At 41.0% G+C, this 16,915-nt stretch carries 19 protein-coding genes; 16 read left to right on the top strand and 3 right to left on the bottom strand.

What is annotated here, in order from left to right:
• The first annotated feature begins 632 nt into the window (after positions 1–632).
• The 4 genes from katA (at position 633) to ABIE66_RS25105 (ending at position 4,186) form a co-directional block, all read left to right on the top strand.
• A complete protein-coding gene (gene katA / locus ABIE66_RS25120; RefSeq protein WP_370016684.1) occupies positions 633–2,087 on the top strand; it encodes a catalase KatA in 1,455 nt (484 codons plus the stop codon).
• A 416-nt stretch (positions 2,088–2,503) separates the two neighbouring features.
• Complete coding sequence (locus ABIE66_RS25115) at positions 2,504–2,719, top strand: hypothetical protein (protein WP_370016683.1); 216 nt, start codon at positions 2,504–2,506, stop codon at positions 2,717–2,719.
• Between the two features lies 1 nt (position 2,720).
• Positions 2,721–2,897: a hypothetical protein gene (locus ABIE66_RS25110; protein ID WP_370016682.1), complete on the top strand. Its 177-nt coding sequence runs from the start codon at positions 2,721–2,723 to the stop codon at positions 2,895–2,897.
• Positions 2,898–2,992: 95 nt separating this feature from the next.
• Complete coding sequence (locus ABIE66_RS25105) at positions 2,993–4,186, top strand: M14 family metallopeptidase (protein WP_370016681.1); 1,194 nt, start codon at positions 2,993–2,995, stop codon at positions 4,184–4,186.
• A gap of 443 nt (positions 4,187–4,629) precedes the next feature.
• On the opposite strand, the gene ABIE66_RS25100 is transcribed toward ABIE66_RS25105, so the two are convergent.
• A complete protein-coding gene (locus tag ABIE66_RS25100; RefSeq protein ID WP_289326781.1) occupies positions 4,630–4,956 on the bottom strand; it encodes a hypothetical protein in 327 nt (108 codons plus the stop codon).
• Positions 4,957–5,232: 276 nt separating this feature from the next.
• Between ABIE66_RS25100 and purT the strand changes: the two genes are divergently transcribed.
• The 10 genes from purT (at position 5,233) to rpsN (ending at position 12,710) form a co-directional block, all read left to right on the top strand.
• Entirely contained in the window at positions 5,233–6,393 is a 1,161-nt protein-coding gene (purT, locus tag ABIE66_RS25095) for a phosphoribosylglycinamide formyltransferase 2 (RefSeq protein ID WP_370016680.1), read from the top strand.
• 451 nt (positions 6,394–6,844) lie between these two features.
• On the top strand, positions 6,845–8,212 hold the full coding sequence (locus tag ABIE66_RS25090) for an alkaline phosphatase (protein WP_370016679.1): 1,368 nt from the start codon (positions 6,845–6,847) through the stop codon (positions 8,210–8,212).
• A gap of 22 nt (positions 8,213–8,234) precedes the next feature.
• Complete coding sequence (locus tag ABIE66_RS25085; RefSeq protein ID WP_370016678.1) at positions 8,235–8,882, top strand: DUF4352 domain-containing protein; 648 nt, start codon at positions 8,235–8,237, stop codon at positions 8,880–8,882.
• A gap of 103 nt (positions 8,883–8,985) precedes the next feature.
• Positions 8,986–9,138: a YpzG family protein gene (locus tag ABIE66_RS25080; protein WP_072272311.1), complete on the top strand. Its 153-nt coding sequence runs from the start codon at positions 8,986–8,988 to the stop codon at positions 9,136–9,138.
• Positions 9,139–9,343: 205 nt separating this feature from the next.
• Positions 9,344–9,724: a nucleotide excision repair endonuclease gene (locus tag ABIE66_RS25075; protein ID WP_289327401.1), complete on the top strand. Its 381-nt coding sequence runs from the start codon at positions 9,344–9,346 to the stop codon at positions 9,722–9,724.
• Positions 9,725–9,888: 164 nt separating this feature from the next.
• The gene (locus ABIE66_RS25070) at positions 9,889–10,059 is read left to right on the top strand and encodes a hypothetical protein (RefSeq protein WP_181762212.1); all 171 of its coding nucleotides are present in this window, start codon (positions 9,889–9,891) and stop codon (positions 10,057–10,059) included.
• Positions 10,060–10,493: 434 nt separating this feature from the next.
• A complete protein-coding gene (locus ABIE66_RS25065) occupies positions 10,494–11,687 on the top strand; it encodes a GTP-binding protein (protein ID WP_289314589.1) in 1,194 nt (397 codons plus the stop codon).
• 19 nt (positions 11,688–11,706) lie between these two features.
• A complete protein-coding gene (rpmG, locus tag ABIE66_RS25060) occupies positions 11,707–11,856 on the top strand; it encodes a 50S ribosomal protein L33 (RefSeq protein ID WP_034310390.1) in 150 nt (49 codons plus the stop codon).
• 186 nt (positions 11,857–12,042) lie between these two features.
• Positions 12,043–12,291 (top strand): hypothetical protein, encoded by a 249-nt coding sequence (locus ABIE66_RS25055; protein WP_370016677.1) that lies wholly within the window; start codon positions 12,043–12,045, stop codon positions 12,289–12,291.
• 149 nt (positions 12,292–12,440) lie between these two features.
• Entirely contained in the window at positions 12,441–12,710 is a 270-nt protein-coding gene (rpsN, locus tag ABIE66_RS25050; protein ID WP_289326775.1) for a 30S ribosomal protein S14, read from the top strand.
• A gap of 479 nt (positions 12,711–13,189) precedes the next feature.
• Here rpsN and ABIE66_RS25045 read toward each other — a convergent pair whose 3' ends face one another.
• Together ABIE66_RS25045 and ABIE66_RS25040 are read right to left on the bottom strand one after the other, a co-directional pair.
• Positions 13,190–14,833: an alkaline phosphatase gene (locus ABIE66_RS25045; protein ID WP_370017114.1), complete on the bottom strand. Its 1,644-nt coding sequence runs from the start codon at positions 14,831–14,833 to the stop codon at positions 13,190–13,192.
• Between the two features lie 292 nt (positions 14,834–15,125).
• Positions 15,126–15,512 carry a VOC family protein gene (locus ABIE66_RS25040; protein WP_289326774.1) on the bottom strand — a complete coding sequence of 129 codons (387 nt, stop codon included), beginning with the start codon at positions 15,510–15,512 and terminating at the stop codon, positions 15,126–15,128.
• A gap of 360 nt (positions 15,513–15,872) precedes the next feature.
• Between ABIE66_RS25040 and ABIE66_RS25035 the strand changes: the two genes are divergently transcribed.
• Positions 15,873–16,142 carry a DUF1292 domain-containing protein gene (locus tag ABIE66_RS25035; RefSeq protein ID WP_289326773.1) on the top strand — a complete coding sequence of 90 codons (270 nt, stop codon included), beginning with the start codon at positions 15,873–15,875 and terminating at the stop codon, positions 16,140–16,142.
• Between the two features lie 226 nt (positions 16,143–16,368).
• On the top strand, positions 16,369–16,797 hold the full coding sequence (locus ABIE66_RS25030) for a cell wall hydrolase (protein WP_289326772.1): 429 nt from the start codon (positions 16,369–16,371) through the stop codon (positions 16,795–16,797).
• The last annotated feature ends 118 nt before the right edge of the window (positions 16,798–16,915 follow it).

Genomic DNA, 16,915 nt, shown 5'->3' with positions numbered 1-16,915 from the left:
TATTGGACGGTCATTTTAACGTAATAGTATCTTATTTTCTATACGAATACAAACCAGTATGTTTACAATTTCTCTAGCAAAATAAGGGGGATGTCCTCATATGGATACCTTGTTTCAGTCAATTTTTTTATAGGAATTCATGGATTTTTGAAATCCAAAATGTACGTGAATGGATCAAGTCTGATGAAATCGGGAATCAACAAAATGCATCCTTCTACACTTTATGTAAATAAAGGCTAATGAAGTGAACAAAGTCACAGGAGAATCATCTGGATTGTTATAAAATAAATAGAAGGAACCAGGTGCAGCTGCATCGTATCAAGAAAGCATCTATCTCTCATTCTCGTTTACTATCCCATTAGTAGGAGAAATGATAAAAACACTTATTACGAAGGAATATTGGGCATGAGGGTCGTATACCATTATTAGGAATATTAATTTGTTTATATGTTGTACAACCAACATTTATAAAGTACGAGTAATCCATATTATGGGTATGTTTTGGGGTGAAATATTAATGGTGACTTAATGAATTGATTATTATATTAAAATTATTATAAATAAGTATTGATTTTTTTCTGAGAAGCTTTATCATTATATACATAAATAATAATGAAAAAGGTGGTTCAATAATGACGAACAAGAAAAACCTTACTACAAGCTGGGGAGCACCAGTTGGAGATAATCAAAACTCAATCACTGCCGGCGAACGCGGTCCTGTACTCATTCAAGATGTACACTTGTTGGAAAAGCTAGCCCACTTCAACCGTGAACGTGTGCCTGAACGTGTAGTTCATGCGAAAGGTGCCGGTGCATTCGGTACTTTCGAAGTAACGAACGACCTTTCTCAGTATACGAAAGCTAAACTTTTCAATGGTGTAGGCAAGAAGACAGATCTTTTTATCCGTTTCTCTACAGTAGCCGGTGAATTGGGATCTGCCGATACAGTCCGTGACCCGCGTGGATTTGCCGTTAAATTCTACACGGAAGAAGGAAACTACGATATCGTCGGTAATAATACGCCTGTATTCTTTATTCGCGATGCGATTAAATTCCCCGATTTCATTCATACACAAAAAAGAGATCCTAGAACACATTTGAAAAACCCGACTGCAGTTTGGGATTTCTGGTCACATTCACCAGAATCCTTACATCAAGTAACGATCCTGATGTCCGACCGGGGCATTCCTGCTACACTCCGTCATACACATGGTTTCGGAAGCCACACATTTAAATGGGTGAATGATGAAGGAAAAGGCGTTTGGGTGAAATACCACTTCAAAACAGAACAGGGCATCAAAAACCTTGATGTGAATCTAGCTGCAAAACTAGCAGGTGAAAACCCTGATTACCATACGGAAGACCTTTTCAATGCCATTGAAAAAGGGGACTTCCCTGCATGGAAATTATATGTTCAGATCATGCCTTTGGAAGATGCGGATACATACCGTTTCGATCCATTTGATGTAACGAAGGTATGGTCTCAAAAAGATTATCCGCTAATCGAGCTTGGCCGTATGGAATTGAACCGAAATCCTGAAAACTATTTTGCAGAAGTGGAACAAGCCACGTTCTCACCGGGGACGTTCGTGCCAGGAATTGAAGCTTCCCCAGATAAGATGCTTCAAGGACGTCTATTTGCATATGGAGATGCACACCGTTACCGTGTAGGCTCGAATCACAACCAGCTTCCGGTTAACCGTCCGAAAGTCGAAGCGAACAACTACCAGCGTGATGGCTTCATGCGGGCGGATGACAATGGAAAGGGATCTGTTTATTATGAGCCGAATAGCTTTGGCGGTCCTGCAGAATCAACGGAAAATAAAGTCACTCCTTTCGAGGTGACTGGAAAAGCTGCACAAGTGGGTCATAATAGTGATGATCACTACATTCAAGCAGGTGACTTATACCGTCTATTGAGTGCGGAAGAGAAAACTCGCCTTGTCGAAACGATTGTGGGCGCAATGAAACCTGTTGAATTGGAAGAAATCAAGCTTCGTCAAATCAGCCATTTTTACAAAGCCGATCCGGAATACGGAACGCGCATAGCTGAAGGCTTAGGCTTGGCGGTACCACAAGAAGCGTAAAATATGGAACTCCCAATCTATTTTTAAAGCAAAAAGGCATCCATTCATGAATGGGTGCCTTTTTTTATACCGGGATGTCCTGTTCATCAGGAAGGCGATGATATTCTGACCTTGACCCCAAGAAATAGGACGCCAAAAAGGTGGCTGCTGCAAGTTGATGAATTAAAGCCATCGTTTTATAAAGCGTGGAACAAGGTATCACTGACACCCAACAAGTTCGGTATGAATATATAGTTATAAATGTTCGTAAAGGAAGTAATGCTTTCAGATCAATAGGGGGCTGGGTACTTAGTTTATCGGTAAAGGGTGGAGTTAATGACAAAAAGAAACGGGTTTTAGTAGGCAGTCCAATTTACCAGAAACCACATATTTTACAAAAGCTTTTACTCTAACTTGAACGCTTGGATGTGGAGGGAATGGAGATTGGCCATTTTTTCATTGATGACAATGAAGATGAGCGATCAAGAAAATCCGGTTATATGACTTTTGGAATGAAACCCATTACAAGGAGGATGAACTCTGGTGCGCTCACCAGTACTATCGGCCGTTCCAGGTCAGGTATCGTGAGGGGTTTGAATGCAAGTGGAACGATAGGCCGCAGCATAGCGGGAGATTTGGAGAAATGTTTTTGAATTGCCTCACAAGTTATCTGACATCCGCTTGAAGCATCTGGGCTGGGTCAAAGAAGAAGATCGGATGGCGAAATTCAAAAGATATCAGGGAGTGGATCCTGATGGTACCTATGGGAGTACCAAGCATTATTTAAGCATTCCGAAGGATGCCCCCAATTTGGTTCGATTTGAGGAGTGAGGATCATTAATCATGAAGTCCCTATCAAGATGGCACGGGTGCTTTGGCAATAATTAAATCGAATCAGCATACATTTGGTTAAGAGGAGGTGCAGTATGGACGTTTTTGTGAGGCAGAATGATTCCTTGTGGTATTATAGCCAATTATTCAAGGTGAATTACCAACTTATCATTGATTCCAATAGTGGGATTGATCCACTTGCGCTTATGATAGGACAGCAAATCAAAATTCCTGGCTTTACGACGACCGGCCATAAGATTAGGCAAGGGGATTCTTTATGGGCAATTGCCAAATCACGTAATCTTTCATTGGACGCCCTATTTTTGGTTAATCCTAATCTCAACCCGAATGCCCTGCAAGTTGGTCAAACGATTTCTGTGCCATTAAGGATTACATGGAGGCTAGTTCAAGGAAACCAGGAATATGATTATGAGATGATGGTGACTGATGTAAGACGTTTGAAAAATATCTATCCATTTATTAAAACATCCCCAATTGGGGACTCGGTGCTTGAAAGGGATATCCCCGAAGTGCTGATTGGAAATGGTAACAAACGAGTTCACTATAATGGATCCTTTCATGCCAATGAGTGGATTACGACACCTGTGGTCATGACCTTTTTAAATGATTATTTACTCGCAATCACGAATCAGGCTGACATCCGCGGTCTATCCATGTTTCCTTTTTATCAACAGACGATGTTATCGGTCGTTCCGATGGTGAATCCGGACGGAGTGGAGTTGGTTCTGAAAGGCCCGCCTGCAGATGAGTCATTGAAAGGTCAGCTCGTGGAATGGAATAATGGCAGCGAAGACTTCTCTGGCTGGAAAGCCAATATCAATGGAGTGGATCTGAATGATCAATTTCCCGCCAAATGGGAATTGGAACAAGCGCGCAATAATGTAACGGAGCCAGGTCCGGCAAACTATCCTGGGGAAGGCCCACTTACGCAGCCTGAAGCGATTGCAATGTCAGAGTTGACAAGAAAACGCGATTTTGGCAAAGTCCTTGCTTTCCATACCCAAGGAGAGGTCATTTATTGGGGGTTTGAAGAGTTGGAACCACCCGAGTCCGAAACGATAGTCAATGAGTTTGCGAGGGTCAGTGGATATGAGCCTGTCAAATCCGCCAATAGTTACGCAGGCTATAAGGATTGGTACATTCAGGATTGGCGAAGGCCAGGATTTACCGTGGAGCTGGGCAAAGGAACCAATCCCCTTCCTATATCACAGTTCGATGAGATTTATCAGAAATCGCTTGGGATTTTCTTAGCAGGGCTATATATGTGAATTTTGACCAAATGAAAAAGCTCAACTCCGTTTCCTGGGGTAGAGCTTTTTAGTCTTATAAACTATTAGACTTGAAACGATGAGGGCTGCTGCAAAGAATAAGTAAAGTTATGCTTTACTTATCGATTGCATGATTAACTCGCTTTAAGCCTAAAAAGTAAGGACGTTCTCCAGTTTTCGTCTTAGTAATAATGCAGCCCCTACCAAAAGGAATTCTAATAGTTTTACGGTAAGGAAGTTTGTCTCCCTTAGCGCTAGTATTGGCCCCACCTACGCCAGATACTTTGACGGCCACGCATGCCATCCAACCTAATTTCATTATAATAGAAAGCGCTTACATTTACAAAAACATTCGTATTGCAAATTTCGACATTCGCATAAGTGTCCCTTACCAGTAGGAGGAGAATGGGCATATTACTGATAAGGGCCCTATAAGATTCAGGTTAATCTGTAATGAATTCCTGCAACTTTTGCGTTAGTCCACCATTGCCGAATTTAATGAACTTTGTTTTTCCGGCATCTTGTTCAGGGGTAGAAGCGAATTCCAAAAAGGCTAATAAGTTGATCCGGCGGTAAAGAATATGGACAATGCCATATTCATAGAACCAACGATCGATCGTGTTGTAAACCCCTCTATTCAGTCGGTATTGCTGCTGGCACCAGTGGAAAAATATTCTGTCCGGCAGATTTAGGTACTCCATATCTTCTAAGCCCCCATTTTGCTTCTCATTCATGATAGGGGAAATGGTCCGTAGCGATTCCTTTTGCATAGTGCAATCCTCCCTCATTGATAAAAACGAAAAAACCCCCTATTCTTGTTGAATAGAGAGCCTCCAGTGAACTAGTCAGCTTATATATGTTCCTTATATAAAAGCAGTATAAAATACATTAATCCTATTTGTCAAGTTGGTATTTAAAATTATTGAAATAGATGTGTTTACTTTATATTTTCCGGGAAAATCGATTGAAAATACGAATAAATATTTATGTTTATTAGTTATAGTTCGTATATAATGATTTTAAAGGTATTGAGGAGGAGAGACTGAATGTATAAATCGAAAAAGATTTTATTATTGGGTTCGGGTGAATTGGGGAAAGAGGTCATACTTGAAGCACAGCGGCTTGGTGTGGAGACCATTGCTGTAGACCGCTATGAACATGCCCCTGCCATGCAAGTCGCTCATCGCAGTTATGTGATCGATATGCTGGATACGGAACAACTAAGGGGAATTGTAGAAAAAGAACAACCCGATTTGATTGTGCCGGAAATCGAAGCCATTGCTACATCTGAATTAGTCAAGTTGGAAGAGGAAGGCTTTCACGTCATTCCGACGGCAAGAGCGGCTAAATTGACTATGGATCGTGAAGGAATCAGGAGGTTGGCTTCCGAAACCTTGGAGATTCCGACTGCAGCCTACAAATTCGCTGATACCTATGAAGAATTTGTCCAAGCTGCCAAAGAAGTCGGATTTCCCAATGTAGTAAAACCGCTGATGAGTTCTTCAGGGAAAGGGCAAAGTGTGTGCCGAACGGAAGGTGACCTGGAAGAGTGCTGGAAAATTGCCATGGAAGGCGGCCGGGTTCAAAATGGACGGGTGATCATTGAAGAATTCATCTCTTTTGATTCGGAAATTACGCTGCTTACTGTCCGAGCCGTAAACGGTACCATGTATTGTGCTCCCATAGGTCACATTCAGCAGGGCGGGGATTATATTGAATCCTGGCAGCCGCATAATATGACAGAAGCGCAAATAGCGGAAGCTAAAAGAATTGCCCATGCCATTACAGATGAACTTGGAGGGTACGGATTATTCGGGGTTGAGCTATTCCTCTCAGGGGATAAAGTCTATTTCAGTGAAGTTTCCCCACGTCCTCATGATACGGGGCTAGTGACATTAGTGACTCAGAATCTGTCGGAGTTTGCCCTGCATGTTCGAGCGATACTTGGATATCCGATCCCGGAAATCACGCTGATCACCCCAGGTGCTAGCCGTCCATTAAAAGCGCAAGATGAGTTATCGGAATATTCTATAGTCGGTGTTGAACAAGCTTTGGCTTTACCGAATACACAAGTGCGTCTTTTCGGAAAACCGGTTACCAAGGTAGGGAGAAGGGTTGCTGTCGCCCTGTCATCTGCCGATTCAATCGAGTTGGCGAGAGTGAATGCGGCCCGTGCTTTGGAATGTTTAGAGATAGTAGAGAAATGACAGTGAAAAGCGCTTCATTGAATGGAGCGCTTTTTCATATAGCATGACCTCCATAACCAGGCCTCCGACAGAGTTCTATAAGCGAAAATAAAGCATCCTGATTGGATGCTTTATTTTCTTTTCTCCATTAATTTTTTTGCACTTTCAAACACCTAACAAATCACTCTGATTTGAAGACGTTGAATGAAAAGAACTTGGTTCAAGATCACTTACCCACGCTGGTGTTAACTAAATCTTTTTCATTCCTCTAAAACCTGTAAAATGACCCCACTACTGATGATTTTCATGAATAACCCACAACTTCATAAAAGTGGCATGCAATTCCGAGTCAAGCTGCCTTTACTTTGTCTTAACAATTATCTTGCTGCATTTTTACATAGCCTTGACATTGAGTTCATTTTCTTCACCTATAGTTTAATTAAAGAGAAAACATTAATGGGAGGTCATTCATTTGAATCGCACATGGAGTAAAAAGGTTTTACCCATCACACTCGTTTCTGCATTAGCATTTGGAAGTTTATCATGGTCCGCTACGGATCGTGTTTCGGCAAAGGGGAATTCAAAAAAAGAACCCGAAATCAAGAACGTGATTTTCCTGATCGGTGACGGCATGGGTGTTTCCTATACCTCCGCTTACCGGTATTTAAAAGATAACCCTGGTACCCAGGTGGCAGAACGGACAGAGTTTGATAAATACTTGGTGGGCCAGCAGATGACCTACCCTGAAGATGCTGCACAAAATATAACGGATTCAGCGTCGGCAGCAACGGCAATGTCTTCCGGAGTGAAGACTTATAACGCTGCCATTGCAGTGGATAATGATAAATCTGAAGTCAAAACCGTATTGGAAGCAGCAAAGGAAAAAGGAAAAGCGACGGGATTGGTTGCCACTTCAGAAATCACCCATGCTACACCTGCATCTTTTGGCGCCCATGATGAAAATCGGAAAAACATGAATTCAATCGCAGACGATTATTATAATGACTTAATCAAGGGCAAACATAAAATTGACGTCCTCTTGGGCGGTGGGGAATCCAATTTTGTCCGTCCGGATGTCAATTTGGCGAAAGCCTTCGAAAAAGACGGTTATAGTTATGTGACAGATAAAAATCAAATGCTTAAGGACAAAAATGAGCAGGTCCTTGGTTTATTCGCCTCTGAAGGACTCCCAAAAATGATTGACCGCCCAAGTGAAACGCCTTCTTTGGAAGACATGACAAGTTCGGCGATTAAGCGTTTGAATAAAAATAAAGATGGTTTCTTCCTTATGGTCGAAGGAAGCCAAGTCGATTGGGCAGGACATGATAATGATATCGTAGGTGCAATGAGTGAAATGGAAGACTTTGAAAAAGCATACAAAGCGGCCATAGAATTTGCGAAGAAAGACAAACATACCTTAGTGGTGGCTACTGCGGATCACTCTACAGGAGGATTCTCTATCGGAGCCAAAGGAATCTATAACTGGTACGGTGAACCGATCAAGGCAGCCAAACGCACCCCTGACTTCATGGCGGATGCCATCGTCAAAGGCGCCGATGTTGAAAAAACGTTAAAGCAATATATTGATCAAAATGAAGTGAAGCTAACTAACGATGAAATCAAAACGGTAACAGAAGCTGCCAAAACAAAAAATGTGACGAAAGTCGATAATGCCATTGAAGCCATATTCGATAATCGGACCAATACTGCATGGACTACCGGGGGACATACGGGTGAAGATGTACCGGTCTACGCATACGGGCCATATAAAGAGCGTTTTGCCGGGCAGGTCGATAACACGGATCATGCCAAAATCATCTTTGATCTATTAAAGAAGTAATAACACTTCAGGGAGGGATTCAATGAACAGACTGATGATTGGTGCCCTGTTATTAACGGCATTTGGTGCTCTTAATACCCAACCAGCTTACGAAGAAGAAACAACAGCTAAAGAAAAAACAGAGGAAAGTGCACGACCACTGGTAAAAAAGGATGTCTATGTTCCGAATCCACAGCTTCCTGATGATATAAACTTGAACCAGATCGGTCAGAACGTTTCCGATGCAAAAGGCGAATTAACTTTGAAGGCCTATAAAAAAGTGAATGAAACGTTGAATGTTGGTCCGATCGAGGTTAAAGTCAAAGAAATGAAAGTGATGCATGCCACTCCGGATTACAGCATGATCGATTTCTTCCACGGCTATACGCATGATGAAGATTTCGATATCGTAAAAGTGAACGTGGAAATCAAAAATAATACGGATAAAAAAATCAAGTTTTCCCCAGTTGCTTTCCTTGAAACGGACAGCGGAGAACATCTGACATGGGAAGATGAGATTTACCTGGAAGAACTTACTGGTAAAATAGAAGGAAACGGTTCAAAAAGCGGAAACATCGGTTTCATTCTAAATGATGGAAACATAAAGGGAATATCCCTCATGACAAGTGATGCGGTGGATGAAGAAGGGGAAGTCCTTGCAAAAGGCAAGTCATCTGAATTCGCTTTTTAAAGAATATGTATAAAAGCCTTGGAAAAATAAAATACTAGAACAAGTGATGGGGATTTCTATCACTGGACGGAATATTCAAATCCTAATGATGAGGTGATACAGAATGAGCTATAAAGATCAATTAGATCCACATTCTCAAAAGTTTCACCATAATTGGACAAGACCTAAGCGTTCAAAATCTCAAGTTAATGGCCATACGCAAGAATCGCAAACAAACATTATACTAAGAAGCAATGCAAAGGCTCACAGGTGGTAAAGGATATTCCCGACAAAGAAGGAGGCTCTTAGCGAGTCTTCTTCTTTATATTTAAAATAGTTCATCTAAACCAATCAAGGCATACATGGCTTTTCATTGATAATTATGATACCATTTACCTTTAAGATTAAAGTGATGAGCTTGGCGTGAAACTGGAGTTTCGATCCCGATTGAAAGTTTCACCTTATACAAATAGAGGACGTGAATTGTAATGATTAAAATTGAAATCCCTGCAGCGGATATAAGCATTAAACAAAGAAAGCAAGTTATAGAAGGAGACGAAGCCGTCATTCCTGAAATTTACGGGTTTATCGATTTTCATTTGATTCCCCGTGATAAAGGCGGCATCATCTTGTTTTACAATGAAAACGATGTGCTGATTTTTGTCGGGAAAGCACGTAAATTAAGACAAAGGGTCAAAAAGCACTTCGAGGATAATGTTTCTCCAATTAAAGAGCATCGTAATGAAGTCAAGAAAATTGACATTCTTATAGTCGAAGATGCAATGGAACGTGAAATCTATGAAACGTACATGATCAATAAACTTCATGCTAAATACAACGTCGACAAAGTGTTTTATAAATAAGAAGAACCTATGAAAAGCTGACTGCATATGCACTCAGCTTTTTGTGTCCGAACTTAAGTTTACATATGTACAAAAATAATTTCGTACATTTACAGCTGCTCCATGTTAGGTTAACAATGTTGGTTTATATTTAGAGTATTCCAATACATTTCAGGAGGAAGCTATTGAAGAAAATACTTTGTAAAAAGGTGTTAGTTATCTCAATCGGGACAGTGATTGCCTTTGGGAATTTAACGTGGTCCGTGTCACAAGCTTCTAAACTGGCGAAACAGAGAGAGATTGAAACTTTTGAACAAAAGACAGTAAAATCTTCAGGGTGGGAAATGGCGGAATAAGCACAGTAACCAATAATTTTTTTCTCGATTTGCAACAAAGAAATAGAAAAATGTATTGGATAATGATACGTTGTTGATGATCAGCAGCTTGTCAATATGGAAGTACAATAAATGATAAAACTGTAATGGAGGTTCATTACACATGATGCTATGTGTGATTGGGCTTCCATTTAATTTTTGTTTTTAGTTTTAGGAAGAATGTCAGCACCTTTCATTTATCCGTGATTGCCCATGCTGAGTATTGGGTGCAATGGCTGATTACATATGTTCAGTAAGAGTATTCGAGAGGTAATTTTGAAAAAAGCTTGCAAATAGGAATGATTACGTTTTATTATTAAAGAGTGATTTTTCATGGAGGTTAACTTTTGCATTTAAATCGTAATGATTTTGATTTGTAAACAAAAATAATAAAACAGGTAAGGGAGTGACAAGGGATGGAGAAGGAGAAAATTCCCGTTACGGTATTGAGTGGATACCTTGGTGCGGGAAAGACGACGCTTTTGAATCATATACTTGAAAATCGCAATGATCTGAAGGTTGCCGTCATCGTTAATGATATGAGTGAGATCAATATTGATGCTTCGCTGGTCAAAAAGGGAGGGTTTACCCGGACGGATGAAAAACTTGTGGAAATGCAGAATGGCTGCATTTGCTGTACGCTTCGTGAGGACTTAATGATCGAGGTGGAGAAATTGGCGAAACAAGGGGACATTGATTACATCGTGATTGAATCGACTGGGATAAGCGAACCGGTACCTGTAGCCCAAACCTTCTCCTATGTTGATGAAAGCATGGGAATTGATTTATCGGAATATTGCCGGCTGGATACAATGGTCACCGTTGTTGATGGGTATAACTTTTGGCAAGACTTCACTTCCGGAGAAACACTTATTGACAGGATGCAGGCAACTGATACTGCGGATGGCAGGGAAGTTGTCGATCTATTAATAGATCAGATAGAGTTCGCCAATGTCATCCTGTTAAATAAAATTGATCTAATGGATGCTGACGCCGTGGAGGAACTGAAAGCGGTTCTTCATAAGATGAATGCAGATGCGAGGATCATCGAAACGGATCATTCCAAGGTGCAGCTAAAGGAAGTATTGAATACTCATTTATTTGATTTTGAAAAGGCAAGCCAAGGTGCAGGCTGGATAAAAGAGTTGAATGAAGAGCATATCCCTGAAACCCTTGAGTACGGGATTTCATCCTTCGTTTACAGAAGGAAATTACCCTTTCATCCATCACGGCTGATGACGTGGTTAGAAAGTTGGCCGGTGGAAGTGGTGCGGGCAAAGGGCTTCCTTTGGCTGGCATCAAGAAATGATATAGCCGGATTACTATCGCAAGCAGGACCGTCATTAACGATACAAGCAGCCGGTAAATGGGTCGCAGCTTACCCTGAGGAAGAACAGCTCCAAATTTTGCAGGAAGCACCTGAATTACTGGAACGGTGGAATGCGGTATATGGTGACCGGATGACGGAGCTGGTGATGATTGGCATCGAGATGAATCAAGAAGAGATAGAACGTGAACTAGATCAATGTTTACTGACTTCAGCAGAGTTGCAGCAGGATTGGTCTCTGTATGAAGATCCATTACCTGCATTTACGGAAATAGTCCATTAAAATTTAGGAGGAAAAAAACATGAGAGTGAACATTACTTTAGCATGCACTGAATCAGGGGACCGGAACTATATCACAACGAAAAACAAGCGGAATAACCCGGACAGGATCGAATTGAAAAAGTACTGCCCGCGTTTAAAGAAACACACGCTTCACCGTGAAACGAAGTAATATCGAGATTTAAATCGTAATGATTATGCTTTATGAAGAGATTGGATGTAAAAGGAGGGAAGTTCATGTTGGAATGGATCATTATTGGCGGAGGCATTCAAGGTACGACGATGGCTGCATTTTTACTAAAGTCTTATCCACGCCCGTAATAAGGGATCCATTCCACCTGACTTACATAAAGCGCTGATGAATCAAGTTAAACAGGGATTATTGCGTGTGATGGATCTTGAAGTGATAAGCGCTGTGTGGAGGGATGGGCATATTAGCCTCAGGGATAAAAATGAAAAGGTTATTCAACAAACAGGGACGATCCTTTTGGCGACCGGCTTTAAGTCATCAATGCCAGGGAAGGATTGGCTAACGCCAGTCATCCAGTCGCATGGTTTACGCTGCGCGGAATGTGGTTATCCGATTGTATCGCAGTCATTGCAGTAGAGACCTGGTTTATATGTCACGGGAGCATTGGCTGAACTTGAAATGGGCCCGATATCCATGAATATATCGGGAGCAAGGCAGGCAGCGGAACGGATTGTGAACAGTTATAGGATTAATAAAATCATTATGTTTAAAAAAGGAGAATATAAATGGCGAAAAAATCCAAGGTGGTAAAAGCACAAAAACAGTTGGCAATGGTCGAAAAATATGCAGAAATCCGTAGGGAATTGAAGGAGAAAGGTGATTATGCTGCATTGGCCAAACTCCCGCGGGATTCTTCGCCGACAAGGGTCCACAATCGTTGCGGAGTAACAGGGAGACCGCGTGGGTATATGCGCAAATTTAACATGTCCCGTATCGTTTTTAGGGAACTTGCACATAAAGGGCATCTGCCGGGTGTCAAAAAGGCAAGCTGGTGAAGCGTGGTGATGAAAGTGATTAGGGATGAAAGTCTTTCATTCACTAGAATCAAGTCCTAGTAATACAAAAAACAGTCATAAAAAAGGGAGCCCTAGTATGGGCTCCTTTTTGAAGATCCAGATTGCCGCATGGCTAAACCCTTTTTAGCCCGTAGTTGTTACCAAACCAAGAGTATGGCGGACTTTATCATAAAACCATAGCGATGTTCAGGAACCAATTGGCCCAAAGCCACACCTACATCACCTTAGGTATGATTTCTATCTGAATTTTAAAGCAAAAGTGAATGGAACGGAAGGTGCAGACTCCTGCGGGAAAGGCTCCCGGACCGCCCGCGGAAAGCGAGTGCCTGGAGTGGACAAATTGTACTAATCAAAAAAAACTGTAGGCAAACTCGATTTTCATTGAGTTTGCCTACAGTCGGAGCCCTTGTTAAAACAGGGGCTCCTTCCATTCGCTCATCATTATAAAGAAGTGATGCTTACTTGACTGTCTTTAATGCTTGTTCAGATATATAGAAGTCTTTTCCATTGTAAACGGTGATGGCATTTATTTTCTTTTGCTGTATAGACTTAGAAGTCTTCATGATAACGATATTCTTATTTGCAGGCAACTCCACTTTTTGCTTACCCTTTTTTGCTACGAAAACTGGGTTATTCGGGTCAGACACATCAATACGGGTTGAATATCCCTTTTTCTCAAAGGAATCTTTAGCATTCATGTATAGTTGATTCGATAACTTTTGTAAATCAAACCCCATGAATTGGGCCATTTTTTTAGCGAGATCTGTATTCTCCACTAATCCTGTCGGTTTTGAAGGGCCATAAGAATACAGGAATACGTCTTCTCCTGTATGACCGCCTGTTGTAAAGCCAATGTTGGCACGGTTAGCAAGCAGCTTTGTCATGTCAGCCCCTACGTTTTTAGAAGAGGATAGTTTTGCTGATTCTTCAGCTGTCAGATCATTAAGTCCATAAAGGGCTGCAACTTCCTTTAGATTGGATTTATCTGATTTCAACTTACTTAAAGCTCCTTCAACTGTCATCTTCGCTTTCTTTAATGGATCGATGTAGGCTGAAACGGGTGTTTCCGGGTAAGAGGAGTTCGTGTTTAAGTTACCCATTGTAATTCCGCTGTTCCCATGGTCCGTTACAGCAATAACCATTGTGTTTCCATCTTTTTTTGCAAACTTAAGTGCCTCGTCCACGGCATTATCAAAAGCTAAAGTATCACTGATCATTCCGATTGTGTCGTTTCCGTGAGCAGCCCAGTCAATCTTGCTGCCTTCAACAAATAGGAAGAAGCCGTCTTTATCTTTTTTCAAGGTTTTAAGGGCTTTATTGGTCATTTCTGCTAAAGTGGGCTCACTTGGCTTTGTTGTTTCACGATCAAAATCATATGCTAGGGCACTTGGTGCAAAGCTTCCCCAAATTTTATTAGATTTAGAGTTTAACAGCTCATCTCGGGTTTCTACAAAGTCATATTTGCCATCATCAAGCACTTCCAAAAGGTTTTCCCCATCAATTCTTGCATTTTTTGTTTTACCTGGTGAAAGGGATTCCTTGCCCCCTCCCAAAACCACGTCAATGCCCTGATAAACCTGCTGTTCCGCAATATCAGCGTAATTGCTTCGATGTGTCACATGAGCTGAAAAGCCTGCGGGTGTAGCATGCTGGATTTCAGAGGTAGAGATGATGCCAGTTGCCTTTCCCGCTTGTTTCGCCCCTTCCAATACGTTGGCGACTGGTTTATGGGCATTTTTCGGATTAACCGGATCGAGCCCTGGAGAATTGACGATGGATGGCAGGACACCGACAAATTTATCATTGGATTTATTTCCTGTCGCAAGCGCTGTTGCTGCAGGAGCTGAGTCTGTAATCGCTGATTCAGCTGAGTATGTACGCATACCACCAGCCAGCATTTCGTCCATGGCCAGATTATCGCCTTTATACCACCTTGAAAGGGTTGTGGCACCTGTACTTGTTCCGTCCATAACCATCATGATGACGTTTGTTGGTTCTTTTTTCTTGTCTTTTGCCTGAACATCTTCCTTCATTGTTGAAATACCCAGTGATGAAAGGGCTACTGTACCCGCTAACGTAATTCCTGCTACCTTTTTACTCATTTTCCCCAAAATGCATACCTCCAAAAATATACTTGATACATCTAAGGATAAATGGGATATATTAAGAAATTCCTTCATTTAAGTAAAGAAAGGTTTTTTATCTGTAAAATTTGATTTTCTCGCTATAAATGAAATGAACGTACCATTTGAAAGCGCGACTGTTATTTATCATGGAAAAGCTCATGGGAAATGGACTGAAGTGATATTTTTGAAGGCCGTTCAGAAGGAATAGCTTAAGAGTGAACGTTAAAAAAGCAGAAATCCCATGGACTCTGCTTTTTTAGTATGCTAGTTACCTTTGGAAAAATTCAATCCACTCTTTTTCTGGTCCATAAACGTAGAAATAGCGATAACCATTTGGAAGTGTGACGATTTCCTCCTCAATAAGCTCGGTGTTATCCAAGCTTTTGATCCGGGCATATTCTTCTTCGATATCATCCACGGTAATGGCAAAATGGTGGATCGTTGCTTCGGATGGCAGTGTGTCGCTATATCCTTGAATCAATTCTATTTCTGTTTCGTCCGACTCTTCGTAACCCAGGAATGCCAGTTCGATTACCCCATTAGTATGAGGCATGCGTAATTTTAATTTTAAATCCAGCACATCTTGATAAAAGGCGATGGATTTTTCAAGATCTTTTACAACGATGCCAATGTGATCGACCCTTTTCGCAGCCAAGAAAATTTCCTCCTTCATTATGTTCATGTGCAATATGCTGATTAATAGTATGTATAACATTATTCGGAATTAAATTACATTTTTATAGCCTTTTTTAGATAATATTTAAAATAATGTTAATGAAGAGGAATTATTGGTGAATATTGAAAGGTGAGCGGTGACGTTATAGATAATATTTTTTATTTTTTTTCATAATATTGTCTATTCAAATTCGAGGTATAAAATTATTGCGTTTACATTACATTATGTTGGAAAGAATAGAATTTATATTTTTACAAGGAAAAAATTTGTTTCTATATGGATTAGTCGATATACTATGGAAACAACACCATTATTAATGGATATGAGAGGAGAGGTAATATGGGAAAAATTCGTGAAGGTGAAGTTTTCACTCTTTCTGATGATAATGATGAAGGCCATGAAGTTGAGGTTTTAGGATCATTGGATGTAGAAGGAACGGAATATGTAGCGGTAGGTTTGCTTGAGGATATTGAAGAGGATACTGAAGAAGATATCGATATTTTCTTTTTCAGGGTCGAAGGCGAAGGTGAGCTGCTCGATATCGAATCGGATGAAGAGTTCGAAAAGGTATCATTGGCGTTTGAAGCCGCATTTGAAGAGAAAGAATGATGGGACAAGATAAAAGACGGCACAATATGTGCCGCCTTTTTTATATGTATAAGAAAGTATTGGCCCCGCCTTCGCCATATACCATGATAGCCACTCGTGCTATCCAACCTTACTTAAGTATAGGATTGTATTATTGATGGGACATGTACTCTATATGAAGGTTTTGTTAATAAACGGAGCATTTTTCCATCTCCAAGGCATAGGATAAAAAAGTGGAGGTGATAGGATGGCTGTTGTAAAGCACACTGATGCCGATATTGCTTTATTGGCAAGGTTGCTTAGAGCTGAAGGCGAGGGCGAAGGCGATCAAGGCATGTTGATGATCGGGAATGTAGGGGTGAATCGGATCAGGTCGAATTGTTCCGATTTCAAAGGGTTAAGGACGATTCCAGACATGATTTATCAGGAACATGCCTTTGAAGCTGTGCAGAAGGGGTATTTTTATCAACGAGCAAGGGATAGGGAAAAAAGGCTTGCACGCCGCAGTGTAAGTGGTGAAAGGCTATGGCCCTCGAAATTTAGCCTATGGTACTTCAGGCCACCGGGAGATTGTCCGGCAACCTGGTATAATCAGCCTCTGGTTGGGCGATTCAAGCTTCATTGCTTTTATGAACCAACAGGTGCAGAATGTCAAAATATTTATAATACATTTTAATGAAGAGGCTGAACCTTATGGAGGTTTAGCCTCTTTGTGCATCAATCCCTAAATGGTAAATATCATATGATAAAACTGGCAAATGATTTACTGTTACTGTAAAATTGAGACAGTAAAT

The sequence above is a fragment of the Peribacillus sp. B2I2 genome (assembly GCF_041261685.1).
Lineage (GTDB): Bacteria > Bacillota > Bacilli > Bacillales > DSM-1321 > Peribacillus.
Note: the sequence above shows the minus strand (reverse complement) of the source record. Positions and strands in the feature narration are given on the sequence as shown.